The organism is Microbulbifer sp. ABF4_143 (genome assembly GCF_056160225.1).
Window position 1 is genome coordinate 1 of record NZ_JBSWWT010000004.1, and the last position, 26,922, is coordinate 26,922.

At 61.9% G+C, this 26,922-nt stretch carries 21 protein-coding genes; 5 read left to right on the top strand and 16 right to left on the bottom strand.

The annotated features are described in order from the left end of the window. Positions 1-831: 831 nt before the first annotated feature. Entirely contained in the window at positions 832-2,370 is a 1,539-nt protein-coding gene (locus tag ACXAF3_RS04075) for an RNA-directed DNA polymerase (protein WP_475111011.1), read from the bottom strand. 352 nt (positions 2,371-2,722) lie between these two features. Between ACXAF3_RS04075 and ACXAF3_RS04080 the strand changes: the two genes are divergently transcribed. Next, positions 2,723-3,766: an integron integrase gene (locus tag ACXAF3_RS04080; protein WP_475111012.1), complete on the top strand. Its 1,044-nt coding sequence runs from the start codon at positions 2,723-2,725 to the stop codon at positions 3,764-3,766. Positions 3,767-3,882: 116 nt separating this feature from the next. Here the strand turns inward: ACXAF3_RS04080 and groL are convergent, their stop codons facing one another. From groL to ACXAF3_RS04095, 3 genes are all read right to left on the bottom strand, one after another. Next, positions 3,883-5,523 (bottom strand): chaperonin GroEL, encoded by a 1,641-nt coding sequence (gene groL / locus ACXAF3_RS04085; protein ID WP_475111013.1) that lies wholly within the window; start codon positions 5,521-5,523, stop codon positions 3,883-3,885. A gap of 48 nt (positions 5,524-5,571) precedes the next feature. Next, complete coding sequence (locus tag ACXAF3_RS04090) at positions 5,572-5,865, bottom strand: co-chaperone GroES (protein ID WP_475111014.1); 294 nt, start codon at positions 5,863-5,865, stop codon at positions 5,572-5,574. Between the two features lie 211 nt (positions 5,866-6,076). Beyond that, the gene (locus ACXAF3_RS04095) at positions 6,077-6,553 is read right to left on the bottom strand and encodes an FxsA family protein (RefSeq protein ID WP_475111015.1); all 477 of its coding nucleotides are present in this window, start codon (positions 6,551-6,553) and stop codon (positions 6,077-6,079) included. Positions 6,554-6,708: 155 nt separating this feature from the next. Between ACXAF3_RS04095 and cfa the strand changes: the two genes are divergently transcribed. After that, complete coding sequence (cfa, locus tag ACXAF3_RS04100; RefSeq protein WP_475111016.1) at positions 6,709-7,857, top strand: cyclopropane fatty acyl phospholipid synthase; 1,149 nt, start codon at positions 6,709-6,711, stop codon at positions 7,855-7,857. Between the two features lie 57 nt (positions 7,858-7,914). On the opposite strand, the gene ACXAF3_RS04105 is transcribed toward cfa, so the two are convergent. Together ACXAF3_RS04105 and ACXAF3_RS04110 are read right to left on the bottom strand one after the other, a co-directional pair. After that, positions 7,915-8,676, bottom strand: a complete 762-nt coding sequence (locus ACXAF3_RS04105) for an SDR family oxidoreductase (RefSeq protein ID WP_475111017.1) — start codon at positions 8,674-8,676, stop codon at positions 7,915-7,917. A 78-nt stretch (positions 8,677-8,754) separates the two neighbouring features. Beyond that, a complete protein-coding gene (locus ACXAF3_RS04110; RefSeq protein ID WP_475111018.1) occupies positions 8,755-9,753 on the bottom strand; it encodes a DUF481 domain-containing protein in 999 nt (332 codons plus the stop codon). An 80-nt stretch (positions 9,754-9,833) separates the two neighbouring features. Here ACXAF3_RS04110 and ACXAF3_RS04115 point away from each other — a divergent pair, with 80 nt between their 5' ends. After that, positions 9,834-10,157, top strand: coding sequence for an MGMT family protein (locus ACXAF3_RS04115; RefSeq protein WP_475111019.1), 324 nt, complete (start codon positions 9,834-9,836; stop codon positions 10,155-10,157). Here ACXAF3_RS04115 and ACXAF3_RS04120 read toward each other — a convergent pair. The 8 genes from ACXAF3_RS04120 to ACXAF3_RS04155 all read right to left on the bottom strand — a co-directional run bounded on the left by ACXAF3_RS04120 (position 10,154) and on the right by ACXAF3_RS04155 (position 21,672). Further along, a complete protein-coding gene (locus tag ACXAF3_RS04120) occupies positions 10,154-11,506 on the bottom strand; it encodes an AmpG family muropeptide MFS transporter (RefSeq protein ID WP_475111020.1) in 1,353 nt (450 codons plus the stop codon). The two genes, ACXAF3_RS04115 and ACXAF3_RS04120, sit on opposite strands and share 4 nt — an antisense overlap. Before the next feature lie 42 nt (positions 11,507-11,548). After that, positions 11,549-11,980 (bottom strand): YbhB/YbcL family Raf kinase inhibitor-like protein, encoded by a 432-nt coding sequence (locus ACXAF3_RS04125; RefSeq protein WP_475111021.1) that lies wholly within the window; start codon positions 11,978-11,980, stop codon positions 11,549-11,551. A gap of 167 nt (positions 11,981-12,147) precedes the next feature. Beyond that, entirely contained in the window at positions 12,148-13,143 is a 996-nt protein-coding gene (locus tag ACXAF3_RS04130) for a threonine ammonia-lyase (protein ID WP_475111022.1), read from the bottom strand. 108 nt (positions 13,144-13,251) lie between these two features. Then, complete coding sequence (locus ACXAF3_RS04135; RefSeq protein WP_475111023.1) at positions 13,252-14,649, bottom strand: aldehyde dehydrogenase family protein; 1,398 nt, start codon at positions 14,647-14,649, stop codon at positions 13,252-13,254. A gap of 215 nt (positions 14,650-14,864) precedes the next feature. Continuing rightward, entirely contained in the window at positions 14,865-15,743 is an 879-nt protein-coding gene (gene ampE / locus ACXAF3_RS04140; protein ID WP_475111024.1) for a regulatory signaling modulator protein AmpE, read from the bottom strand. Between the two features lie 87 nt (positions 15,744-15,830). Further along, the gene (gene ampD / locus ACXAF3_RS04145; protein ID WP_475111025.1) at positions 15,831-16,394 is read right to left on the bottom strand and encodes a 1,6-anhydro-N-acetylmuramyl-L-alanine amidase AmpD; all 564 of its coding nucleotides are present in this window, start codon (positions 16,392-16,394) and stop codon (positions 15,831-15,833) included. Between the two features lie 153 nt (positions 16,395-16,547). Beyond that, complete coding sequence (locus ACXAF3_RS04150) at positions 16,548-19,034, bottom strand: DUF1631 domain-containing protein (protein WP_475111026.1); 2,487 nt, start codon at positions 19,032-19,034, stop codon at positions 16,548-16,550. A 346-nt stretch (positions 19,035-19,380) separates the two neighbouring features. Next, positions 19,381-21,672, bottom strand: coding sequence for a DUF1631 domain-containing protein (locus ACXAF3_RS04155; RefSeq protein ID WP_475111027.1), 2,292 nt, complete (start codon positions 21,670-21,672; stop codon positions 19,381-19,383). Between the two features lie 347 nt (positions 21,673-22,019). Between ACXAF3_RS04155 and nadC the strand changes: the two genes are divergently transcribed. Continuing rightward, a complete protein-coding gene (gene nadC, locus ACXAF3_RS04160; protein ID WP_475111028.1) occupies positions 22,020-22,874 on the top strand; it encodes a carboxylating nicotinate-nucleotide diphosphorylase in 855 nt (284 codons plus the stop codon). Positions 22,875-23,025: 151 nt separating this feature from the next. Next, complete coding sequence (locus ACXAF3_RS04165; protein WP_475111029.1) at positions 23,026-23,259, top strand: hypothetical protein; 234 nt, start codon at positions 23,026-23,028, stop codon at positions 23,257-23,259. Positions 23,260-23,367: 108 nt separating this feature from the next. On the opposite strand, the gene ACXAF3_RS04170 is transcribed toward ACXAF3_RS04165, so the two are convergent. After that, a complete protein-coding gene (locus ACXAF3_RS04170; protein WP_475111030.1) occupies positions 23,368-24,738 on the bottom strand; it encodes an isoprenylcysteine carboxylmethyltransferase family protein in 1,371 nt (456 codons plus the stop codon). A gap of 151 nt (positions 24,739-24,889) precedes the next feature. Continuing rightward, positions 24,890-26,611: a glycosyl hydrolase family 18 protein gene (locus ACXAF3_RS04175; protein ID WP_475111031.1), complete on the bottom strand. Its 1,722-nt coding sequence runs from the start codon at positions 26,609-26,611 to the stop codon at positions 24,890-24,892. Positions 26,612-26,922: the final 311 nt, after the last annotated feature.

A 26,922-nucleotide genomic window follows, 5' to 3' on the forward strand; every position in this document is an offset into this window, starting at 1 on the left:
GAGCGGCATCTGCGTGGCGGGACGTTATAAGCCCGCAAACTTGTCCACACACCTTTTGGTTAAAGCCTGTCAGCACCTTTGGCTTGTCTGGCTGTCACGAGAGTTACGACAATTCACCTGAGTTGACCATACTATCCATTCCTAGCCCCTTACCGCCTTGGTGCTGGCAGAGTTGAGAGTTCCTCGCGGTTTTCTCTTCCGGGCAGTGCCCGCAGGTTACATTGTCCCGGCAGCTTCACACCCGGAGATTACTCTCCACGCATGTGCCGGTAGGAAACCGATGGCAGAACATCGGGTTACATCGTTCTGAGAAATGACCTCCTGTGATTTTTTTCAGAGTGTGTAACAGAAATTTATACGACTTCACGTCGCAAATAACGCCGCCAGCAGCGGCGGCCGTAGCGTTTTTTGCGCGAAGCGCATTGCGTAGGCCGTCCGGCGGAGGCGCGCAGCGCCGGAGCGTACTGCCTGGCCTGGTTATGATTTGGGCTTAGCTCCATCTTTCTTCCTACTCTCAACTCTGCCCTTAATAGATAAATATACTGTCTTGATCACGGCAAACAAACACGCAATAGAACCAATGAGGCACGGAAAGAACAACAGTGGAACCTTTGCGACATAGCCCATATAAGCAAATACGCCCAACAAGAAACCGACAAAAATCTCTGTAAGTAGTGACTCCCAATCGACCGACTCATTTAGCTCTACGGTTTTTGCCCCATAGTGCCTTAGACCAAGCTTCCCTATTTTTCTAGGCATAAAAAATCATAACGCCGCGCTCTGCGGCAAGTTTGGAGCGCAGCGGAAAACTTGTCCGACAGCAGCGCCTTGTTAGGTGATTTTGGGTGGATTAAATACATCGAGGTGCTCAATCATTGTTACCTTCTTGGCTATTGTTTTACAGCCTACGAAAATTTTGTGCTCTTTACAGTCTTTAAATACGTTGCCGCGATTGTTTAGAATTGATCGGGTAATTGGATCTTTGTATTTAGGCCTGGTAGACAGTAATTTGTCTAGCCCATTACTTACAAGAAAGTAACTAATCCACGATATAAGGTATTTATTCCTCTCCTCTTCTTCGGAAAGCGTGATTAGGTAATCTTCGAGATATTCTACGATAGTGTCTTGATGTATAAACCCGAAATCGCTTTTTAGCACTCCCTCTAGAATTGCTATTATTTTTGGAAACGCCTTAATTCGCAGACTTCCTAGCATGATCAACATGCTAATAACCTTCTGCAAGTTAAAGTCACCGACCTTTATTTTTAGTTTTCCGTCCTTGTCGACGATATCAGCTAGAAAGCGCTCAATAACACCAGTTCCTGTGCATTCTTTATCGATTCGGATTGTCGCTAAATACAGTTCCCGAAACTCTTTCCATGAGTATGACTTTTTCTTAATTGGGTGAACGGCATGATATTTAGACACCCACTCTCTAAACAACCCATCAGGAAGGGGGGAAATCGTCGTTTTTTCATCACTTAGCTCTAAGCTATATTCCTTTAGCGAAGCCTGAAGAAACTTGATAATTCTCTTTGAGTCAGATTCAGACTTGGTTAGTATCCGATAATCATCTTTGAACCTAACAGCTTCGCAATCCACCCCAGAGTCCCGAACCAATTTGGTAAAATTAACATCGACAGCTGAGGCAACAATCTCTGCGATCACATCTGAGACTACTGGCCCAATTGGAACTCCATTAGTACAACCATCATTGGCATTTTGAAATAAGCGATCTAAGCGGTTCCCGAGGAGCTTGTAGCTGTGCATGTTCGCGGGTTTGCGGATGAATTTCTTTCCGTGTATTGCCCAAGCAATACTGTGAGTATAGATAGATGGGTAAAAGCTTTTTATGTCGGCCTTAACTATGTATCTATATTTATAAGCTTCAGAGGCAATATCGTCATCAATCATCCCAATAAATTCATAAATGAGCCTGCCGCTTCTAAGATACCCGACTCTTCCCGGATTTCGTGAGTCTATTGGTATTGGAAATGTGTAAGAAGTAACCTGACTGTTTTTGGGAACCATCTTTTCTACAATCGTTAGCCAATTCGTAGAAATGTGGTAAGCAATATCATTGTGAATTTCAGGATGAATTAATCCAAAGTTGCGATCAGTATATTCAGTTTTTGGAAAATGAACATTCAAGCACTCAGTCCTTGGAACTTTGTACTTTTTACCTCCACCTGTAACTTTGGTGTAAACCTTTGGCTTGGCTGGTCTCTTATCAACGACAAAGCAAGGAGGAAGAACGTAACTCTCGGGGAAATAGCCTCTCTCACATAACCAGTGGTACACATCTGTTTTTTTGAGTGAACGAGCAAGCTGCTTAGTCGCTTTTCTGTGTTCTTTTATTGGATTGCTCAATTACAACTCCATTGCTTATTCTTGGCTTTCACCTAACAGTTTTATTCAAAAGCCAGTGGCTCTATATCACCCAGGCTCTTGTACACAGGCGCACAATCGCACATAGCTAAAAATCTACATTAAAATCAACAAGATAGCCGATATGACGTTTTGATCCCATGGCCAAAGCGAGCCTGTGGCTCAGTTATCTTATTGTTCATCCGGCTCCAAGTCTTAACACTATTCCCTTTGAAGTCAATTACTTAGTGTTCGATCAACTGTGAATAAAAGCCACTGGCTTCTGAACACGGCCTTGACATGGCTATCGTGGAAAAAATACTGTATATAAGTACAGTCTATGGGAGCTCCAATTATGGTTATGGATGACGTTCGCCCCAGAATACCCACCCGTCCAGTACGTTTTTTAGACAGGCTGAGGCTGCATATTCGCGAGAACGGGTTGGCATTCAGCACTGAGCGCACTTATGTTCACTGGGTACGGCGCTTTATCTTTTTCCACCAGAAACGGCACCCCCAGGAAATGGGAGCCGCAGAGGTGGAGCTCTTTCTCACGCATCTTGCCCAGCAGCGGGACTGCTCAGTAAACACACAGCGAGTTGCGCTTAACGCCCTCGTGTATCTGTATAAGCGCTTCCTCGGAATGGAGCTGGATGACATGGCTTTCTCACAGGCGAGGAAGCCCCGGCGCCTGCCTGTGGTTTATAGCGGCAGTGAAGTTTCGGCCATACTGTCCCATCTGCAGGGGGTGAGCCGGTTGCAGGTCCAACTGATGTACGGCGCCGGCTTGCGAGTTGCGGAATTACTTTCACTGCGGATCAAGGATATCGATTTCGATAGCAGCAATATCTTTGTGCGGGGAGGAAAAGGCAACAAGGATCGCACTACCATGCTGCCCCAGTCCCTGGTGCCGGACCTCAAGCGGCAGATTCAGCGGGTGCAGATTCTGCATAGTCAGGATCTGGCTGAGGGCCTGGGTGAAGTCTATCTGCCCGACGCGCTGGCAAGAAAGTATCCCAATGCGGCACGAGAAACGGCCTGGCAGTATTTGTTTCCCGCCAGCAAGGCCAGCCGCGATCCGCGTACCGGAGTCCAACGTCGCCACCATCTGCACCCGTCCGCATTGGCAAAGCAGATTCGTCGCGCCGTCCGCGCAACAGGCATTCACAAGCCCGCGCGCGCCCATGCCTTCCGCCACAGCTTTGCCACCCATCTGCTGGAGGCCGGTTATGATCTGCGCACGATTCAGGAATTATTGGGCCACACGGATATATCCATCACGGAGGTCTATACCCATGTGGTTAACCGGGGTGGCAGGGGCGTGTTGAGCCCGATGGATCGGATGCAATCACCAAAAGGTATCGCCGAGCCCGGAGTGGTTTATAGAGTGGCGCTCTAAAGAGGCATGGCCCTTAACCCGCTGCTGCGCCCCCTCTTCCGCGCCTCGGAACAAGACATACAAAAAAGCCCCGCAGTTGCGGGGCTTTTTCGTTGGTTTGGCCGGATGGGGCGGGCTTACATCATGCCGCCCATGCCACCCATACCACCCATGCCGCCCATGTCCGGTGCGGCCGGCTTGTCTTCCGGGATCTCGGAAACCATGGCTTCGGTGGTGATCATCAGGCCGGCGATGGAGGCAGCCGCCTGCAGTGCAGTGCGGGTTACCTTGGCCGGGTCGAGGATACCCATTTCCAGCATATCGCCGTACTCGCCGGTAGCGGCGTTGTAGCCGAAGTTGCCTTCGCCCTGCTTGACCTTGTCGACCACAACGGAGGCTTCTTCACCGGCGTTGTCGACGATCTGGCGCAGCGGCATTTCCATCGCGCGCAGCGCGGCGGCGATGCCGTGGTTCTGGTCTTCGTTGTCGCCGGTGACCTTGATGGCCTGGGTGGCGCGAACCAGCGCGGTGCCACCGCCGGGTACCACGCCCTCTTCCACTGCGGCGCGGGTAGCGTGCAGAGCGTCTTCAACGCGGGCCTTCTTCTCTTTCATTTCCACTTCAGTGGCGGCGCCAACCTTGATTACCGCAACACCGCCGGCCAGCTTGGCCACGCGCTCTTGCAGCTTCTCTTTGTCGTAGTCGGAAGAGGACTCCTCGATCTGGGCGCGGATCTGGTTGACGCGGGCTTCGATGTCTTTCACATCGCCGGCGCCGTCCACGATCACGGTGTTCTCCTTGGACAGGGTTACGCGCTTGGCGTTACCCAGGTGCTCCAGGGTGGTGCTTTCCAGCTCCAGGCCAACTTCTTCGGAGATCACGGTACCGCCGGTCAGGATGGCGATATCCTGCAGCATGGCCTTGCGGCGGTCGCCGAAGCCCGGTGCCTTGACGGCGGCAACCTTGACGATGCCGCGCATGCTGTTCACAACCAGGGTGGCCAGCGCTTCGCCTTCCACGTCTTCGGCGATGATCAGCAGCGGCTTGGAGGCCTTGGCCACCTGCTCCAGCAGCGGCAGCAGGTCGCGGATATTGGAGATCTTCTTGTCCACCAGCAGGATGAACGGATCTTCCAGCTCGGCGGTCATGTTCTCCTGGTTGGTGATGAAGTAGGGGGACAGGTAGCCGCGATCGAACTGCATACCTTCCACCACGTCCAGCTCGTTTTCGAGGCCGGAACCTTCCTCAACGGTGATCACGCCCTCTTTGCCCACTTTTTCCATGGCTTCAGCGATGATGGTACCGACGCTCTCGTCGCTGTTGGCGGAGATGGTGCCTACCTGGGCGATAGACTTGCTGTCGGCACAGGGAGTGGCGAGGCTGGCGATATGCTCAACGGCGGCGGCCACGGCCTTGTCGATACCGCGCTTCAGGTCCATCGGGTTGAAGCCGGCGGCAACGGACTTCAGGCCTTCGGTCACGATGGCCTGCGCCAGTACGGTGGCGGTGGTGGTACCGTCACCGGCGGTGTCGGAAGCCTTGGAGGCCACTTCCTTCACCATCTGCGCACCCATGTTCTCGAACTTGTCTTTCAGCTCGATTTCCTTGGCGACGGATACGCCGTCTTTGGTGACGGTCGGCGCACCGAAGGATTTGTCCAGCACTACGTTGCGGCCTTTCGGGCCCAGGGTGGTCTTGACGGCGTCGGCCAGAATGTTTACGCCTTTCAGCATTTTCTGGCGGGCGTCGTCACCGAATTTTACGTCTTTAGCTGCCATGGTTCTTGTTCCTCAAATTCTGTGTGCGAGTGAAGTTAGCGGCGGCGCTTAGCTTTCCAGCACGCCGTAGATGTCGCTTTCGCTCATGATGATCAGCTCTTCGCCGTCCACCTTGAGGGTGTTGCTGTCGGCGTAGCGGCCGAAAACGACAGTGTCGCCCACCTTTACAGACAGGGCGCGCAGGTCGCCGTTGTCCAGCAGCTTGCCCTCGCCCACGGCTACCACTTCGCCCTGGTTCGGCTTTTCTTTAGCAGCGCCCGGCAGCACGATGCCACCGGCTGACATGGCTTCTTCTTCCTTACGGCGCACTACGACGCGGTCGTGTAAAGGACGAATTTTCATGGATAAGCTCTCCATTGAGTCTTTTTAAGGTTTTCCAACGTGGAGGGCCCCTGCCGCACAGGCCTGGGACCACCTGCCCCGCTCTGACCGGCAGAGCCGGGGCAAAATCCTGGGACGCACCCTATCTATGGGCGCTCAGAGGGATTTCAACAGCGGCAGGTAAAAAAACTGTGAAGATAGGGGCGCGGCGGCAGCAGCGAGCGAAAATTGATCACTTTTTGTGCTTTTCGCGGTCCAGGGGCTGACCATCTTCGCGAGAGTAGTCCCCTTCGATAACGTCATTTGAGCCGTGCCGGCGGCGATGGGCGGGGCCGCCGGGCGTGAACCTGGCATTCACCACGGTCACATGGCGCAGTAGGCGGCCCAACAGCAGCTGGCGCAGCCCCGGGATCAGGCAGGCGAAGCCCAGCGCGTCGGTAAAGAAGCCCGGGGTCAGCAGCAGCGCGCCGCCCACAGCCAGAAAGATCCCCTCGACCATCTCCCGTGCCGGCAGCTCTCCGGCCTGCATCTTCTGCTGGGCGCGCATCACCGTGGAAAGCCCCTGGCGGCGCAACAGGGCCAGGCCCACCACTGCGGTGAGCAGCACCAGCCCGATGGTGGGCAGGGCGCCTATCTCCCGGCCCACGGTAATCAGCAACCACATCTCCAGGATGGGCACGACGATAAAGATCAACAGCAGCGGGCGCATGGAGTGGCTTTCCTTTCGCTTCTTCGCTTGTTGGGGCAAGCGAATCTGGGTATTTTCGATATGCTGTAGTAAATGGAGTGAGCTGGCAAATTCTTCAAGGGCGCCGCATTCAACAGGACGCGCCCGAGACACTATCCGGGCCAAGGAGGCTAACTATGGCAAGCGAGCAGCAGGACACCATGGGCGTTCCCACGGTCGGCCGCAGCCGCCATCTGCTGGACGAGATTCTCGGTGAGGCGGATATCCGTATCAACGGCGACAGACCCTGGGATATGCGCCTGCACCGGGCAGAGGCACTGGACGAGATAGTCGCCCGCAATAGCCTGGGGCTGGGCGAGACCTATATGCGCGGTGACTGGGATGTCCCGGCGCTGGACCAGTTTTTCTTCCGTATCCTGAATGCCGACCTGCCCCGCCACATCAAGCCCTGGCGCAATGCCTGGCGCATCCTGCGCAGTTACCTGATCAATCTGCAGAGCCGCCGCCGCGCCTTCGAGGTGGGCGAGCGCCACTACGATCTGGGCAACGACTTCTACCAGGCCATGCTCGACAGCCGCATGACCTACAGCTGCGGCTACTGGCGCGAGGCGCAGACACTGGACGAGGCCCAGACCGCCAAGCTGGACCTGATCTGCCGCAAGCTGGGCCTGCAACCGGGCATGCGCCTGCTGGATATCGGCTGCGGCTGGGGCAGCCTGGTGAGCTACGCGGCGGAGCACTACGGGGTAGAGTGTGTGGGCGTCACCGTATCCCGCGAGCAGAGCAACTATATCGCCGAAAAGTACCCCGATCTGCCAATCGAGGTGCATCTGCAGGACTACCGCTGCCTGGACCAGCCCTTCGACCGCATCGCCAGCGTGGGCATGTTTGAGCATGTGGGGCGCAAAAACCACCGCACTTTTATGCAGGTGGCCAAACGCTGCCTGAAGAAAGACGGCCTGCTGTTGCTGCACACCATCGGCAAGAACCAGCGCCGCTCCACCACCGACCCCTGGATCGACAAGTACATATTCCCCAACGGCGACCTGCCCTCCGCCGGCCAGATCGGCGACGCGGCGGACAACCTGCTGGTGTGCGAAGACCTGCACAACTTCGGCAGCGACTACGACAAGACGCTGCTGGCCTGGCACCAGAACTTCGAGCAGCACTGGGCCCGCTTTGCCGACCGCTACGGCAAACGCTTCTACCGCATGTGGCGCTACTACCTGCTGTCGTGCGCCGGCGCCTTCCGCGCGCGGCATATCCAGCTGTGGCAGTGGATGTTTTCGGACAGGTTGCAGGGGGGGATTCAGCGGGTGTCTTAAACTCGTATGTAGGAGCGGCCGCCGGCCGCTCCTACAGATGGATTATGTGCAGCGCGATCAGATACGCGCGCCGCCGTCGATATCCAGTACGCGGCCGGATACGAAATCGTTCTCGAGAATAAACGCCACGGTGGACGCAATCTCCTGCTGTTCGCCCAGGCGGCGCAGCGGCACCTGCTTGACCAGGCTCTCGAGGATTTCCGGGCGCATCTGCGCGACCATGTCGGTATTGATAAAGCCCGGCGCTATGGCCGCCACACGGATGCCATAGCGGGCCAGCTCCCGCGCCCAGGTCACGGTCATGGCGGCGACGCCGGCCTTGCTCGCGGAGTAGTTGGTCTGGCCCATGTTGCCGGCGCGGGACAGGCTGGAGATGTTCACGATCACCCCACCCTTGCCGCCCTCGGCCATGTGGGCCGCCGCGGCGCGGCCGCACAGGAAGACGCCGGTCAGGTTGACGTCGATCACCGACTGCCACTGGTCCAGCGACATGCGGTCGGTCACCTTGCCGTCTTTGAATTTCAGCAGCATACCGTCGCGCATAATACCGGCGTTGTTGACCAGCACCTGCAGGCCGCCGAAATCCTCGGCGATCCTGGCGAAACCGCTGTCCACCTCGTCTTCTTTGGCCACGTTGATCAGATAGCTGCGCGCCTCGGCACCGTGTTTCTCACAGGCCGCGACGCTCTGCGCCAGGTCTTCTTCGTTCAGGTCAATCAGCGCCAGGCGCGCGCCGCGCTCGGCCAGGTATTCGGCCATGGCGCGCCCCAGGCCCCGGCCGGCACCGGTGATGGCTACTATGCTGTCGGCAATTTGCATGTTGAATTCCTCGTCTGAATATTCTTTATATTTTTCTCTCCCCCGCAGGAGGGGAACATCGGGAAATGAGCGTCCAATTTACCACTGGTAACCGACCCCGACCGTCACCTTGGTGTCTTCCTTTTCCAGGTCCAGTGACGGCGTATTGTCGTACAGCCAGTGATAGGCGACCTCCATCAGCACTCCCTCCACCAGCGGCGTGCGCACACCGAACTTGGCGTTGGCCTGATAGTCGTCGCTGCGATCCAGGGACTGCAGCGTCTCCTGGTCGAAGTAGATCTCGGGCCCGAGCGAAAACTTGTAGCGGTAGTTCAGCGCCAGGCGCCCCGCCGCGTAGCGGTCGTCCTGGTCCTCACTCAGGGCGGAGTCGATAAAGTCCTCGTGCAGACTGCTGATACCGCCCTGCAGCGAGAAGGCCGTCTTCTCGGTGTCGAAGAACAGGTAACCGAGGCCGAGACCCAGGGTGGTACCCAGATCCAGGTTGCGGGCCTCTTCGCGCTCCAGCGCGCTGTTGGCGGCGGCGAACCACTTCTCGGCGAAGATCCAGCGCAGGTTGTAGCCCAGCTGGTATTTCTCCAGTCCCTCGACTTCCGCATTGCTCTGGCTCTGGTAGAGGGCGTTGATCAGGTGGTGGAAATCACCGTTGCGAATGTCCAGGTTGACGTTGGCATCCAGGTCTTCGCGTTCGCGGTTGCCGTTCTCGAAGACGCCGCCGGCGCTGACATTGCCGTGGAACACCACCGGATTGCCGACGAAGTTGACATAGGGCTCGGCGCGGTCGATGGCGGGGAAGTCCATCACCCAGCCGGAGCCCTCATCGCAGTAGAGTTCCCACTGCTCGCGGCGGTGTCCGGCCAGGGCACAGGGGCCCTCGCGCCCGGCGATCTTCAGGTCCACGTCCACATCCAGGGACACCACCTTCGACTTCTCGATCTTGATCTCGCCGAAATTCTCGGACTTCCACACCACGTGCTCCCGCTCCACGACCACCAGTTCCCCGTGCACCCTGTCGCCGTTTTCCAGGGTCAGCACGCCGGCGGCGGCATCGAGGGAGACAAGCGGGAGGAAAAACAGCAAGATAAACGTCAGTTGTCGAACAGCAGGAAACACGAATAAAGCCTTGGAGTTATCTGGAGAAATTTGTAGAGGAATTCGCTGTGGGGGAAAACGCACAACCAGAGGGCAATGATGCCATATCCAGGATTTGCCGTGTACTGGCGGCGGTGCCCCGCGGGCGGGTCATCACCTACGGCGACCTGGCGGAGATGGCCGGCTACCCCCGCGCCGCGCGGCTCGCGGGGCAGACGCTGCGCAAGCTGCCGCGGGATACCAGGCTGCCCTGGCACCGGGTCATCAACGCCCAGGGGCGCATCTCGCTGCCCGAGCCCGGCGCCCGGCGGCAGCGGGAGCGGCTGGAACGGGAGGGCATCACGCTGCTGAACGGGCGCGTGGATATGGCCAGGTACCGCTGGCGTCCCTAGCCGGTGGCCGCCTCGGATTCGCTCGTGCGGCTGTCGCGCCACCAGAGGTAGATCGCCAGCAGCACCGCCGGCGTGCCGAGCATCGCGACATAGATAAAGAACTGCGCATAGCCCTCGGCATCCACCACTATGCCGGAGAAGCCGCTGATGAATTTGCCCGGCAATGTCATCAGCGAACTGAACAGCGCGTACTGGGTGGCCGTGTAGGCCTGGTTGGTCAGGCTCGACAGGTAGGCGATAAACACCGCGTTGGAGATGCCGCCGCTGATATTGTCGGCGCTGATCACCAGTGCCAGCCAGGCCTTCTCCGGCCCCACCTGGGCCAGGTGGGCGAACAGCAGGTTGGTGGCCGCGACCATGGCCGCGCCGAGAATCAGCGGGCGCATGATGCCGTAGCGCACCACCAGCAGGCCGCCGAGGAAGGAGCCGATGATGGTGCAGAAGAAGCCGAACACCTTGCCGATTTCGGCGATATCGCTCTTGCTGAAACCGAGGTCCAGGTAGAAGGGGTTAGCCATCACCCCCATGGCGATATCACTCAGGCGATAGATGCCGATAAACAGCAGCAGCACCAGCGCAAAGCGGCCGTTGCGCTGGAAGAACTCAATAAATGGGCAGCAGACCGCGCGCACAAACCACTCTTTGAACGGGCCGTGCTCGCCGCTGCCCAGCACCCTGTCCACCCAGTCGTGCTGGAAGGGCTCGGCCTGCGCCTTCACCTTGCTGTGGTCCGGTTCCGCCACCAGCAGGGTGGTGACGACGCCCACGCCCATCAGTACCGCCATGGTGGTGTAGGACGCCGACCAACTGGCGAGCTCGGCGATATACAGAGCGCCGGCGCCGGCCACCAGCAGCGCCACCCGGTAGCCGAACACATAGTTGGCCGCCATGGCCCCCTGCAGTTCCTTGTCCACCGCCTCGATGCGGTAGGCGTCGATCACCACGTCCTGGGACGCGGAGCAGAAAGCCACCCACACCGCCAGTATCGCCACCTGGGTCAGAGCCAGCTGCGGATTGAAGCTGGCCATACCCAGCAGGCCCAGGGCCACGCCCAACTGCGACACCAGCATCCAGCTGCGGCGTTTGCCGAGCCAGCGGGTCACCCCCGGCAGGCGCAGGTAGTCGATCACCGGCGCCCACAGGACTTTGATGGAAAAGGTGATACCCACCCAGGCGAAGAAACCGATCGCGGTGCGGCTCACGCCGTAGTCCCGCAGCCAGGCGGTGAGGGTGGAGAAGACCAGCAGCAGGGGCAGGCCGGCGGAGAAGCCGAGGAAGAACATCGCCAGCACGCGGGGCTTCAGGTAAACCCGCAGCGCCTGCCCCCAGGTAAGTTTTTGTTGCTGCATGCTGATCCGATACGTCCTTGTTCTTGTGCCCGGCGCGGGCCCTTAGCGGCCGTAGACCACTTCCAGTTCCGCCACCGCCAGCTTGTTGGCATTGACGTTAAAGCCCACCTTGGCCGGTGTCGCGCTGTCGTCCAGCGGCAGCGCCTCGACCTTCAGCGCAAACAGGCGGAACTGATAGCGGTGGTCACCGTGCCCCTCCGGCGGGCAGGCGCCGCCGTAGCCGGGGCTGCCGTAGTCATTGCGGACCTGGATGGCCTCGGGAATCAGGCCGTTTTTCGGGTCCCCGGCCCCCTCCGGCAGCTCGGAGACATCCGCGGGGATATTGAACACAACCCAGTGCCACCAGCCGCTGCCGGTGGGCGCATCCGGGTCGTACACCATCAGCGCGAAGCTCTTGGTGCCCTCGGGCGCGCCGCTCCAGCTGAGCTGTGGGGAAATATTCTCACCGCCGCAGCCATTGAATACATGCGCCATCGGCATGCGCTCCCCGGGCTGAAGAGTCTTCGATGTGAGGGTGAATTCTGTGGCGGGAGGCGCGGCGCTGGACATGACGGCAATCGACCATAGTGTTGTGGCAGCCACCAGTTTAGCAGCCCACCGCCGGGCGAAGCCCGGTAGTTTTTGTCCCAGTGTCGCAATGCTCATTGAGAAATCTCCTCCTCGGTAAACAGATCGGCAATCCGGTTCAGATCCATATTACCGCCGGTCAGCACGACGGCGACATTCTTATTGCGAAAGCGCGCTCTGTGCTCCAGCACCGCCGCCAGCCCCACCGCAGCGGAAGGCTCCACAAGCTGTTTGGTGCGCGTCCACAACAGGCGCATGGCGCCGACGATAGCATGTTCGGATACTGTGACGATATCGCGCACCGTGCGCCGGATCACCGCGTAGTTGCGGCGCCCCAGCACCGTGCGCAAGCCGTCGGCAATGGTCTCGGGCGCCTGCGGTGTGGTGATATGCACACCGCCGCGCAGGGAGCGTTGGGCGTCGTCGGCGCCGGCGGGCTCTGCGCCGATCACAACGACGTCCGGCGCCAGCGCCGCCATCGCGAGACCGATACCGGCGAGAAGTCCGCCACCGCCGACGGGCGCGACCAGCACATCCGGAGTAACCCCCTGCTCGCGGCACTGCTGCACTATCTCCAGCGCCACCGTGCCCTGCCCGGCGATGATGCGGCGGTCGTCGAACGGCGGCACCACGTGGGCACCGCTCTGTTCCACCACCTTGCGCAGCGCCGATTCGCGCTCCTGTTGCGAGGGACCGCAGAGCACTATCTCCGCGCCGTAACCGGCCACCGCGGCGCGCTTTGCCAGCGGGGCGGTTTCCGGCATGACCACGGTGCAGGCCAGACCGCACCGCGTCGCGGCCCAGGCCAGCGCGGCGCCGTGGTTGCCGGAGGAATGCGTCGCCACCGTGCGGGTGCCCGGCGGCAGCTGCGCCAGCGCGTTGCTGGCGCCGCGCGCCTTGAAGGCGCCGACCTTCTGCAGGTGCTCGCACTTGAACCAGAGCCTGGCGCCGCTGAGCTCGTCCAACTGGCGACTGCTGATCAGCGGCGTGCGGTGGATTAGAGCGGAGATATTCTGCGCGGCGGTGAAGACGTCAGCGCTGGTGGGGAGATCATTGTGGTCGCTTGGCATAGGTTTCCGGGACGGGTTGAATGATTTTTTTTTTGCGGAAGCGCCCCAGGCCGCGCATGGAGCCCGCGCCTCGAGCCCGGGTAGCGTGTTCCCCGAGTCCCGGATACTCTAGCGCAACAGCCGCAGCAATTTGAACTTCCACGCATTGAACGGCGCATAGCGCATATCCAGGTCGAGGAAATTCCCGCGCTTCATCACCGCCTTGAAATGGCTGAAGGTGCGGAAGCCGTGCTCCCCGTGATAGGCGCCCATGCCGCTCGCGCCGACGCCACCGAACGGCAGATTGCAGTTGGCCATAAACATCATGCAGTCGTTGACGCAGGCGTTACCCGAGCTGCAGCGGGTGAGAATGCGGTCGGCCGCGGCATTGTCCTGAGTGAAGACGTAGAGTGCCAGCGGCTTCTCGCGTTTGTTGACGAATTCCTCCGCCTCGGCGAAATCGCCCAGCTCTATGACCGGGAGCACGGGACCGAAAATCTCCTCCTGCATCACCGCTGCCTCCACGCCCACCTTGCGCAGCAGGGTGGGCGCCACATAGCGTTCGTCCAGATCCACCTGCCCGCCGAACACCACCTCGCCGTCGGCGAGGTAATTCGCCAGGCGCTCGGTGTGGCGGCGGTTGATGATGCGGCCGTAGTCCGGCGACTGGCGCGGCTCTTCACCGAACATCCCGCGCACGGCTTTTTCGATTGCCGGGACCAGTCGATCGGCGGTGGCGCCGGTGCACAGCAGGTAGTCCGGCGCGATACAGGTTTGGCCGGCGTTGGTGAACTTGCCCCAGGCGATACGCCGCGCGGCGACCTCGATATTTGCGTCGTCGGCGACGATACAGGGGCTCTTGCCCCCGAGCTCCAGGGTGACCGGCGTCAAATGCCTGGCGGCGGCGGACATCACAATCTTGCCCACCCGGCCGCCGCCGGTGTAGAGAATGTGATCCCAGCGCTGTTCCAACAGCGCGCTGGTTTCCGGCACCGCCCCCTCGACACAGGCGATGGCGTCGTTGTCCAGATAACGCGGCAGCAGTTCGGCCACCAGCGCGGAGGTGGCCGGCGCCAGCTCCGAGGGCTTCACGACGGCGCAGTTGCCCGCGGCGATGGCCGGCACCAGCGGGGACAGCAGCAGCTGCAGGGGATAATTCCAGGCGCCGATGATCAGCACCACGCCCAGGGGCTCCGGCAGCAGATAGCTCTTGCCGGGCTGGGCCACGAGCGGTGTGGACACACGCCGCGGCCTGCTCCACTTCTTCAGGCGCTTCAGCGCCTGGTCTATGTCCCCGTATAGTCCGGAGACCTCGGTCATATAACCCTCTTGCGGCGCCTTGTGCAGATCCCGCTGCAGAGCCTGCAGCAAGCGGACCTCGTTTTCCGCCAGCATTCTGCGCAACTGGCGCAGCTGCTGGCGCCGCCAGCCGAGATCCGCTGTGGTGCCGCTGCGGAAATAGGTGCGCAGGCCAGCCACCAGTGCGGCGGCGTTCAGATTATTGCCAGAGCCGAGATTTGCTCCCATCTGAGGATCCAACGCAGACGCTTCCAACCCAGTTACCTCCCTCGGGCGTTTCCCACCAGAATGATCTTGTCGCGCACCGCCGCAAGCGGGCCCTTGCTGGCGCAATATCTTGGGAACTCCCGGCGCAAGTCAAGAAATGGGTTGAAGCAGTATTCCAATTTTGGCGCCAGTTCACGAATAGCGTGGCGCGCGGTTGGCGATCCGCGGCCGGCCGACTACAAGTCGAACAGCACCGCCAGCGCCAGCGCGGTGATCCACAGCAGCAGCACCCGCGACAGCAGCGCCTGCAGCCCCTCGAGCTGGGCCCCGCAGACCCGCTGACCCTCGGCCACTTCGAAGCCAGCGCTGCACTCGCTGGCATCGATACCGCCGAGGGCCCCCTCGAGATAGGCCTCCAACACTTCGGCAGTATCCCGCTCGCGGCAGGTCAGGCAGCGGCGCCAGGCGCGATAACAGCCGGCGAAGTTGCCCACAATCGCAAAACTGAACCCCATGACCCGCACCGGCAGCCACTCGAGCAGCCAGAGCCAGCGCTCCGCGGTGGCACTGCCCTGCTGGCCCCGCACCCGCTCGGCGTAGAGCGCGCTCAGGCGAAACAGCAACGCACCGGGGATACCCAGCAATACGAACCAGAAGAGCACCGCAAACAGGCGCTCGAAGGCGCAGTAGGCGGCGCCGCGAAACACCTGCTCGTGCAGCTGCTCGCCGCCCGCCGGCTCCTCGTGCAGCTCGCGCAGCAGTGGTGCCGCGGCCCGGCGCGCCGCGGGCAGGTCCCCCTGATACCAGTGGCGCAGGTAGTTGGACACCATCTCGTTGAAGTTGCCCCGCCCCAGGCAATACAGCAGCAGCGGCACGCCGAGCAGCAGTGTGCCCAGCCCCCCCAAAAGCGCCTCCGCCAGCACCATCAGGGTCGCCGCGAGCAGCGCCGGCGGCAGAATCGCGGCCCCCAGCATCAGCCCCGCGTCCCTCTGCAGCCGCTCGACACCGGCCAGGCGGCCGCACCACCACTGGAACCAGCCGTCCCGGTGGAGGGGGGCACCGGAGCCCCAGAACTGCACCAGCGCCAGGGCCAGCAACACGATTAACAGTGCCATAGTGATTCTCGAACAAAAGGTTTGACCGGCAAGAATAACGCCACAGGCGCGGAGAAAAAACCGCAGCGAGTGGCGGCGCGGCGGCCGCTAGCCACCCGCCACTTGGTCCAGTTCGCGGAAATAGCGTGGCCAGTCGAAGCCCGGACCGGGATCCAGCTTGCGTCCCGGAGCGATATCCGAGTGGCCGGTGATTCTGTCCCGGTCGATGGCGGGATAGGCGGCCATGATGGCCGCGGTGACTTCCGCCAGCGAGCGGTACTGGGCATCGGTATAGGTATCCGTATCCAGCCCCTCCAGCTCGATGCCGATGGAGAAGTCATTGCAGTTGCAGCGCCCCTCGAACTCGGACTGGCCGGCGTGCCAGGCGCGCCGGTCGAGGGGCACATACTGGGTGACGCGGCCGTCGCGGTCGATCAGTATGTGCGCGGACACCTGCAGCGCGGCGATCTCGGAGAAATAGGGGTGGGCGTCGATATCCAGCTGCCCGAGGAAGAAGGCATCGATATAGGGGCCGCCGTACTGACCCGGCGGCAGGCTGATACTGTGGATCACCAGCAGGTCGACCGCGCAGCCTGGCGGCCGGCTGTTGCAGTGGGGGCTCGGGACCTGGCGCGCTCCGGACAACCAGCCGGCATCCAGTTGGTATTTCACTCGGTGATCTCCGCTTTCGCCCGGGCGAGATCCCGGGCACCGGTAAAACACCATTCTATGGAAGCGTCGATCGATATGCCAATCCGCCGGCGGAGCGGAAAATCCACTCGGAATCGAAGGGGGAGACTCTGGCGGCGATCTTGTCAGAAGCGCTCAATCGAGCGTTTCTTTCTCGCGCTCGTGCACACTCTCGGCCACGCTGACCGCAATTTTGGTTTCGCCGATCGCGCCGACGACATACTCCAGCGCACGCTCGAACAGCGGCCCCTTGTCCAGCGGTGCGATCACCTCGTCGCGCAGCGCGTGGGCCAGCTCCAGACGGGAATAGACGGCGACCTTGGCACCGGCGCGGTTGACGAACATAAACTGGTCCAGGTCCTTGATAATCGCCGCCAGGCGGCAGCGCACCGGTGGCTTGTCCGCAGACTGCAGCTGGAACCAGCTGTATTTCAGGTGATAGGTCTGCCGCCAGTACTCGTCGCCATCGGTCAGCGGCGGCAGGTCCTTTTGCTCTTTCGCCGGGGCCGTCTCGGCCACCTGCTGCAGCTCTTCGACCGCCGGCAGATCCGTTACCGGGTCGGGCAGCGCCGGGCTCTCCGCGCCGGAACTGGAAAACGCTCCGATCCCATCGCCGGTTTCCAGTGGATCCTTATCCGCCCCGGCGGCCTCCGGCACCTCGGGAATCGCCATCACGCTGTCGGCCTCGCGGCGCAGCTCCTGCACCAGCCGCTCGCGCGTGCGGTGCTCGCGCTCGGACTCCACCCGCTCACCGAATGCCTGGCGCTCGCGGTACAGGGTATCCAGCCCCTGCATCAGGCGCTGGCGGTCACCGGCGCCAAGCGACAGCGACCTGGCGCCCTCGCTCAGGCGTTTGCGCAGGCCGGGCAGCAACTGCCGCATCTTGAAGCGGCTCTCCGGCATAGGGGCGACCACGCTCCACACCAGATCCCGTGCGGTCAGCACATCGCGACGCCAGGCGGCGCTGTCTGTGCCCTCCTTCAGGCAGGTGCGGAACAGGACGCTGCGCCACACCCGGCTGAGCCATTCGTGGACCACCTTCGGCAACCTCCGCTCGGCGGTCAGTGCGTCGAGCACCGCCGCCACCTGCGCTTTCGCCGCCTCGACCCGCGCACTGCCCTGGATCTCGTCCACGGTGCGTCGCTCCATGATCTCGGCGCGGCGCCGCTCCCGGGCGACAAATGCCTCGAAGGCGTGCAGCAGGCGCTCGAACAACTGCTCGTCGCTGTCGAATTCCCGCAACACCTGCTCGACGACGCGACAGATTTCCCGGTAGAAGGGATCGCTCTCGTAACGCGCCCCCGGCTGCCAGCCGATGGCCGCATCGGCCAGCGCGTTGAACAGCCTGCGCGCCGGATGCCCGCCCTTGCTGAAGAACGTCTTGTCGGCAATCGCCAGCTTCAGCAGCGGCAACTGCAACCGGATCAGCTGCACCTTGATCGGTTCGGCCAGGTTGCGGTCTTCCAGCATAAAGGAAAACAGCAGGTCCACCATGCGGATGACTTCGGTATCCAACTCGTTCAGCGACGCGCCCCGCTTCGCTTCGACCAGCCGCTGTTGCAGCAGACTGCCGACGTCCAACACCTGCCCGAGCGCTCCGCCCTGTAGCGGCACCGCCTGCAAGGCACCCAGGTGCTGGAGCAGGTCGGGCGTGGCCAGGGGGGCAGCACCGGATGTCGCCGGCAGCAGGCCGTAGCCACCGCTGGCGCCGTCGATATTCGTACCGCCGGCAGTACCGGCGCCCGCGGCAAACGAATCCCGCCCCGGTACGCCAGCCGGGGCGACGGGCGTACCGGGGCCGGCAAAGGCCGCGGCCGCAGGCGCGAATCCCGGAGCCACGGGCGCATCGGGGGCGGGCTCAGCCTCGCCCCGGGCACCGGCGCAGCCGGTGCTGGCGCGGGGATTTTGTCTGCGCTGCAGCAGAGGATCCTTCAGGTCCGGCAGGACCCCCTTGTCGATCAGCAACTGGTTACAGACCTGGTACAGATTATCCAGCTTGGCCGCGAGCAGCTGCTCGAACTTTTTCAGCACCGTGAGGCGGGCGCGCAGGTGAATATCGACGGGGCCCAGGGCCTGCTCGAAGGCGCGGCACAGGACTCCCGGCGCCAGCGGCATATTTTCGTCGTAGATTTTTGCCGGCAACAGGGTGTTGAGGCGCAGCGCCAGTTCGGCGATGGGGCTGGCACAGTCGCGCTTTACCGCGGCGACGATGGACTTCAGTGCCACCTGCTGCTCCAGGTCGTCGTTCTGTACCAGGCTCAACCCCTGCTCCGCCGGCAACTCTGCCGCCGTATCCACTGCTGCGGGCGCGTCGAGATCCACGAAGCCCTGCCGAACGGTATCGACGAAGCGATCCGCCAGCCGGCTGCGCTGCAGCCGCAACACGCGCAGGGCGTGGAAGAGGCCATCCTGCTCCTCCTGGCCGTGTACCCTCTCCGCGGTGGCGAACAGGGTGTCGTCCACACCGGCAAACACCTCTTTCATGCGCGCAAACAGCCAGCTGCTGGCGGCGTCGCGCACGCTGGCTGCAGCCGGGGGAAGTGTGTGATTATCCGATCCCGGACGCGGGTTGGGATGACTGTTGGAAAGTGCAACAACGCGGGGGAAGTCTTTAGTGTCCATTTCAGCCTCAATACGCCATAGCGGCGTCGAGATGCTCTAAATTTCCGGCGGTCTGCCCTGACCACTGCGGATCCAGCTCAACTCTCTACAGAATCAAAAAGAAAAAAGAGAAATCAGGCGCCCGCCCCGAAACGGCCAAAACAGGAGATAGATCACACTTATTCTGAGATTTTTGCGCCAAAAAAGACTATCGGAGAAATGGAAGAGGCACGCAAGCGCTCAAACGACAGTTACACGCCGATTTAATCGAAATATTTCCGGGAGATACAGCTCGGTCAGATAAGACAGCTAAAAAGAGAGGGGCGACAGTAGAAAAGGAGCGGGCGCGGCCGGGCCGCACCCGGCGCTACTGCTGTTCGCTGCGCTTCTTGCGCACATTGCCAATAACAGACTGCAACGCGCGCTCAAACAACATGCCGTCATCCAGCGGCAGCAACTGGGCTCCGCGCAACGCGTGCGCCAGCTCCAGGCGGGCGAACTCTGCCACCTTGGCGCCGTTGCGGTTGACGAAGATAAACTGGTCGATGTCGCGGATCACCGCCGCCAGGCGGCAGCGGAACTGCTCTTCCTCGGAGCGCTTGAGCTCGAACCAACTGCCCTGCGCCAGGCGGAAGGTCATCTGCCAGTGGGGATCGCTCTCGGGCAGCGGCGCCAATCCCTCCTGCTCAGGTTCCGCCGCGGTCACCTCCGCCTGGGCCGCCACCTGTTCCAGCTCCTCCATTTGCGGCACGGCGACTTCCTGCGCGGCGGCTTCCTGTACCGCAGCTTCCTCCACCTCCGGCGGTGCTTCCGGAGCCGGTTCGGCGGCGGCCGCCTCGCGCATTTCCCGCTCGACCCGTTCCTTGGCCAGACGCTCCCGCTCCTCGGTGAGTCGCTTCGCCAGCGCAAAGCGCTCCTGGTACACCTGCTTCAGACCGGCAAAGAGGCTGCGCGCCTCGAAGGGGTTCAGCGACACCGCCTCTACACCTTCGCGCAACCGTTCCTGCAGCGCCGGCAACAGGCCCAGCAGTTGCTGGCGGCTATCGGGCATCGGCGCCTGCACGCTCCAGACCAGATCCCGCGCGGTGCGCACATCGCGGCGCCAGGCCTCGCTCTCGGTGCCCTCCTTGACACAGGTGAGGAACAGGACATTGCTCCAGACCTTATCCAGCCACTGCCGCACCACTTCCGGCAGCTCGCGCTCCGCGACCAGCGCATCCATAACCGCGGCCACACGCGCGCGCGCCGCCTGGGTCTTGGCGCGGCCGTCGGCCTCGTCCACCACGCGGCGCTCGAGCATTTCCGCGCGCTTGCGCTCGCGGGCAATAAACCGGCGGAAGGACTCCAGCAACACCGAGAAGAGATTGACGTCCTGATCGAATTCGCTCAGCACCCGCTCGACCACCTGGCTGACCTCGCGGTACAGGGGGTCCGACTCGTAGTCTTCCCCGGCCTGCCAGCCAGTGGCCGCGTTGGCGAGTTCATTCAGCAGTTTGCGCGCCGGGTGCCCGCCCTTGCCGAAGAAGGACTTGTCGGCGATGGCCACCTTCAAAAACGGCAGCTGCAACCGCCCCAGTTGGGACTTGATCGGATCGGCGAGATTGCGGTCTTCGAGAATGAAGGAGAACAGCATCTCCACCAGTTTGATGATGTCGCTGTCGACTTTGGCCAGGGAGGCGGCCTGGTTGGCCTGCACCAGGCGCTGCTGCAACAGCTCGCCCACGTTCAGCAGCTGGACTTCATCGGCACCCTGGTACTGGGCGCTACTCTGCAGCTCACCGAGGTACGCGAGCAGGTCTCCCGAAGCCATCGGCGCCAGGCCGGCGCTCGCCGGCAGCAGCCCGGGAGTCCAGTTGCCGGGGGGCGCATGGCCACCGGCGACAGCGCCGGCCATGGCGGCCGGGCCACCGGCCTGCGGCTGCCCGGCGGTGCCGGGGCGCGGGGCGCTTCGCTGGCGGGCGATACGCCGCTGTTCGCGCAGCGACGGCAGCACCCCCTGCTCGATAAGCAGCTGGTTGCAGGCGTCGTAGAAATCCTTCAGCTGCAGCATGACCACCTGTTCGAATTTCTTCAGCAGGGTCAGCCGCGCGCGGATGTGGATATCCAGCGGGCGCACCGCGTCCACGAAGGCGTCGCAGATGGCGTCCGGTCCGAGGGGGTTGTTCTTCTCGTAGATCTTGACGGAATAGAGGGTGTCCAGACGCATGCAGAGCTCGGCGATGGCCTCGGCGTACTCGCGCTTGGCATTGGCGACCATGGTGTCGGCGGCGACCAACTGCTCCAGATCGTCGTTGTGCACCAGCGACAGGTTGTCCGGGGCGAAGACCTGCTCCTCCTCCGGCGCCTTTGCGCGAACCTGGAAGGCCTCGTCGATATTGCCCGCAAAGCGCTCGCTGATACTGCGCCGTTCGACCCGCAGCAGGCGCAGCGCCTGGAACAGGCCATCCTGCTCCTCCTGCCCATGCGCCCTCTCGGCCATGGAAAAGAGCGAATCATCCACCTTGGCAAACAGCTGCTTGGTCTGTGCCAGCAGCAGGTCGCGCGCCTTGTCCCGCAGTGCGACTACCGCCGCCGCCAGCGGCACCGGTTTGCGGGCGGAGAAGTCCAGCCGGTCGGCGCCTTTCTCCGCCAGGGAAACCACGTTATTGGACTCTTTCATATCCAGGCCGACCTCTGGGCACCACTACGGCACCCTGCGCTAACTGATAGTGACTGAAGTGCGCCGGCTGGGCCAGGCCAGCGGGCGCGGTGCAACCGTATGACTGTTTTGCTCGCCCGCTCAATGGATAAGATGCGGGTCTTTTTTGTCGGAAAACCCGATTCTACAGGCGATTTGGGGTGGCGAATCAAGCGCCGCGCACGCATTTGAGACATCCGTCACAGCTGTATCGACGCCGGACTGATAGCTGGCTCCGCTCGCCCCGAGTTTAATGACAGCGCTGGCGAAAACAATCCATCTCGCGGCGCTTTTGGTAAACTGCGCCCCCCCACAGCAGAGGTTCCCCCATGCAGCCGCAAGACACCGCCATCCCCAACCTGCTTCCCGATATACAGCGCGCCGTTCGCGCGGCGCTGGCGGAGGATATCGGCAGTGGGGATATCACCGCCGAGCTGATCCCGGCCGATCGCGACGCCAGTGCCAGGGTGATCACCCGCGAGGAGTGCACCGTCTGCGGCCGCGCCTGGGTGGAGGAGGTGTTCCGCCAGCTGGACCCGGAGCTGCGGCTAACCTGGCACTGCGAGGATGGCGACCGGGTGGCCGCCGATACGGTGCTGTTCGAGCTCGAGGGCAATGCCCGCGCCATACTGACCGGCGAGCGCACGGCGCTGAACTTTCTGCAGACGCTGTCCGGCACCGCCACCACCGCGGCGCAATATGCCGCCAGGGCGGCCGGCACCGGAGTCAAGATACTGGACACCCGCAAGACGATCCCCGGCCTGCGCAGCGCGCAGAAGTACGCGGTGCTCTGCGGTGGCTGCCACAACCACCGTATCGGCCTCTACGACGCCTTCCTGATCAAGGAAAACCATATCGCCGCCGCCGGCGGCATCGACAGGGCCATAGCCCAGGCGAGAACCATCAAACCGGAGGCGCTGGTGGAGGTGGAAGTGGAAAACCTCGAAGAGCTGAAGCAGGCCCTCGACAGCGGCGCCGATGTGATCATGCTCGACGAGTTCAGCGACGAGGACACCCGGACCGCGCTGTCCATGGCCAAGGGCAGAGCCAAGATAGAGATATCCGGCAGCGTCGACAGCGAGCGCCTGCAACAACTGGCCACCCTGGACGTGGACTACATCTCCTCCGGCAGCCTGACCAAGCACCTGCGCGCCATAGACCTATCCCTGCGCATCGATCTCTGACCCCTCCCCCGTCCCGATACCCGGAGCGCCTTCCGCGTATCGGGAAGGCTGCCAGCGCTCGTTTCGCCTAAGGTTAAACAGGTATGAAGTGGAAGCCTTTACATCCACTTGGCGCCATTCGGAACCAGGCCTCTCAACGGAGACAGAGACGATGAATCGCTGTGAAACCTGCGGCAACGACTACGACAAGACGATGGAAATCAAAATGGGCGGCACGACCCACACCTTCGACAGTTTCGAGTGTGCCATCCAGGCCCTGGCGCCCAGGTGCGACCAGTGCAACTGCCGCATCCTCGGCCACGGCACCGAGGCCGACGGCAAATACTACTGCTGCGCCCACTGTGCAGCCCGCGCCGGGCACTCGGAGATGGTCGACCGGCTGTAGCCGCCCGATTCAGAGAAGTGCAAGCGCCGCTGTTGTATACGAAGCGGAAAACGGGCCCTGCGGAAGGCTCGGCGCGGCCCCGGCCGCGCGGAGACTCGGTATCGCCCGCTATTCTGCCACCAGCCCGGATACCGCCGGGCGCGCCCGGTCCCGTGGCTCCGGCTGGCCGCCGTAATTGAACAGACATCCGGGTTTGAAACGCAGCAGCGGGAAGAGGCGGCCGACAAATGCAAACAGGCCGCGCTGCTCGATATAGCGCGCATAGGCGACATAGTCCGGGTCCCAGGACAGGTGCCGCTCCTCGGTGCGCGCGCGCATAAAATAAATGAAGTTCACCATCAACAGCAGCAGCGAGTGCCGCAGCGCCTCGTCTGCGGTGGAACTGACCATAAAGGGCATGGAGATCATCCACCAGGACAGGTTCTTGCTGATATAGGCCGGGTGCTTGGTATAGCGGTAGGGGCCGTTGGTGAGGATGCCGCGGTGGGTCAGGTTGGAGAAGCGGATGCCGAAGGGCACACTGGCCCACACGTAGATCGCGATCAACAGCAGGATCGCACTGCCCCAGAGCCCGTAGGCCCAGGGTGTATCCCAAAACCAGTAGCCCCAGGCCGGGCCCTCATCGTATTTGAGGTAGGTGCCGGAAAATGTGCTCCAGAAAGGCTGGTAGCCGATCAGCGCCACACCCCAGCCGAGAAAACTCGGCTCCGCCGTGCGGATATGGGCGTCGAACAGGCGCAGGGTGCACACATAGCCGACGGTCACAAACAGCAAATCGATGTAGTAGAGAAAGTTGAAGGTGAAATCGAACACCGCCTGAAAGCTTCCCGGCAGGCGGGAGAAGTCGAAATTCAGCAGTGTGGTCAGATTGTTGCCCAGGTAGACAAACATCAGCGGCAGGAAGAACAGCTTTACCAGCCAGCCCAGTAGCAGTTGACCGATGGCGCGACCATCGATGCCGGCGCGCCTGCCGAGCAGCCAGCTGCCCAGGTGCCAATAGCCGTCTTTCGGCTTACGCATATGGCCGTCGAGCCAGTAAAAATAGGGCACCGCCAGCAGCAGCCACCAGGGCAGCACCGCCTTCACCACCGCAAAATAATTGTCGTAGAAGGATCCGTGATATTCGGGAAACAGCCAGTAGACGCAGGCCACCAGGCCCACACTGGCGTAAAAGCCCAGCAGCTTCACCGCCGTGCGCCGACCGCCGCCCCGCTTGCGCGGCTGGGAAAAATCCAGCCCGGCGGACGCATTGCGATAGGGTTTCAGGAACAGCCACTCCAGCACGATGATCGGCAGCGCCAGTGCCACACAGACCACCACCAGGCCGAGGGTGCGCGACGGCAACTGCTGCCCGTACTCGCGCAGCCACACCACCGCCAGCAGGGAAATCGCCAGTGCGGTCAGGTTGATCGCGACACTGGTCGGCGCTTTCGGGCAGGCGACGGTTTCCGCCGCCGCGGGCTTTTTATTGTGTTTCATGTTGCGGCCAGTTGATCAGTAGCGGCTTGGATCGGGCCCACGCTTGTAGGAGCCTGCTCACGGGCGAATGGGACACCCGGAAGCTTCGGGGAGATTCGCCTGCAAGCGGGCTCCTACAGGGTACTTCCGGGCTCCCGAGTTTCAAGCAAAGTTACTGATTACTGTGCATGGCTTCAATCAATTCGCCATTGGCTGTGTCCCCGGAAAGCTCCCAGAAGAAGGAACCGCCCAGGTTCTGGTCGGCGATATACTGCATCTTGCCGGCGATGGTGGAAGGCGTGTCGTAGCTCCACCAGTTGTTGCCGCAGTGGGCATAGGCGGTGCCGGCCACGGTGCCGTTTGCCGGGCAGCTGTTTTTCAGCACCTTGTAGTCCTCGATACCGGCCTCGTAGGTGCCCTGGGCCGCGCCGGAGGCGGAGCCGCCGGGGGCGGACTGGGAAACACCGGTCCAGCCGCGGCCGTAAAAGCCGATCCCCAGATTCAGCTTGCTCGCCGGAATGCCCTTGTTTTTCAGCGCCTGGATGGCGTTGTCGGCATAGAAACCGGCGATCGGGATACCGGAGTAGCTGGTCAGTGGCGCGTGCGGGGCCGTGGGCCCGTTTTTCTCCCAGGCACCAAAGAAGTCATAGGTCATCACGTTGTAGAAATCGACATACTGGGCCGCGCCGGCGTAGTCCGCGGCATCGATCTTGCCACCGGGATTGCCGTCCGCGGTGATCGCCGCGGTGACCAGCTTGTCGCCGAAGCGCGCGCGCATCGCCGCCATCATGTCGGTGAAGGCGGAGTAGCCGCTGTTGTCACAGCTCAGGCCGCAGGCGTTGGGGTACTCCCAATCCAGGTCTATACCGTCGAAGACATCGGCCCAGCGCGGGTCGTAGACCAGGTCGTAGCAGGAGTCGGCAAAGGCCTGGGGGTTCTGCACCGCCTGGCCGAAACCGCCGGACCAGGTCCAGCCACCGAAGGACCAGAGCACCTTGATATGCGGGTACATCTGCTTCAGCTTGCGCAACTGGTTGAAGGAACCGCGCAGGGCGCCGGCATCCCAGGTATCGGCGACGCCGTCGACACTCTCGGCGGCACTGTAGAAGCGGTCGTAGTCGGCATAGGAGTCGCCGATGGTACAGCGGCCGTTCTGCACATTGCCGAAGGCGTAGTAGATATGGGTCAGCTTCTCCGCGGAACCGCTGGTCGCGATATTCTTCACATGGTAGTTGCGCCCGTAGACACCCCAGTTCACGAAGTAACCGCCGAGGCGCTCGCCGCCGGAGCTGGAGCCGCCACTGGAACTGGAGCCGGAACTGCCCGAAGAGGAGGAGCTGCCACCGGAGGAGCTCGAACCGGAGCTGGAGCCACCGCCGCTGCACTGGTCTATCAGCTTCCAGACACCGTGCTCGCCGGACTGAGCCGGGTCCTCGCCCTGGGTCCACCACTTGGCCTCGTACTCACTGCCCTGGTGCTGTACGCGGTCACCGCCCACATAGACCTCGGACGCGGACCACAGCGGCAGTGTGCCGCAGTCGCCGCCGCCGCTGCTGGCCCCCCCGGAGGTGGAGCCGCCGGAACTGCCGGAAGAGCCGCTCGAGGAACTGCCGGAAGAGGAACCGCTGCCGCCGTCACAGGCCCCCAGATCCTCCCAGGCTTCGGGCCAGGCCCAGCCGGCGCTGCCGCCCGGCTCGTAGGCCCCACCCTGGCTGCACCAGCCGCCGACCTTGCAGCGGTAGGCCACACCGTCATTCTGCACGATATCGCCGCTGCTGTAGGCGGCGCCGTCCACATAGACCTGCACACCGCCGCAGTCGTAAGCGTACAGCTGCCCTGCCAGCAGGCCGAGCAGCGCCGCGGCCGCCAGCCGTAAAGATGTCGTTATTTTCATGCTTGTCACCGTTATTTTTTGCGTTGAGTCCGAAACGGGCCAACGGCGAACGAGCCGAAAACACCTACGCCAGCTACTGCGCCGCGACCCCACAACCGCTGTACCCCTTCGATACCGCCCCAGCGAGCCGTGTCGATACGAAAGTACAAATCGTTGCGCTGGCGGCGACGCCCCGCTGTGCGCGGGGAACTGCGCGGCGCCCTACTGCATCTCGCGCAGACAGCGCTGTCACTAAAAAATGATAACGCTGTCATTTGTACGAAGCAGAAGATAACCGCGATTGTCTTTTCGCGCCAGGCGGCGGGCGCCAA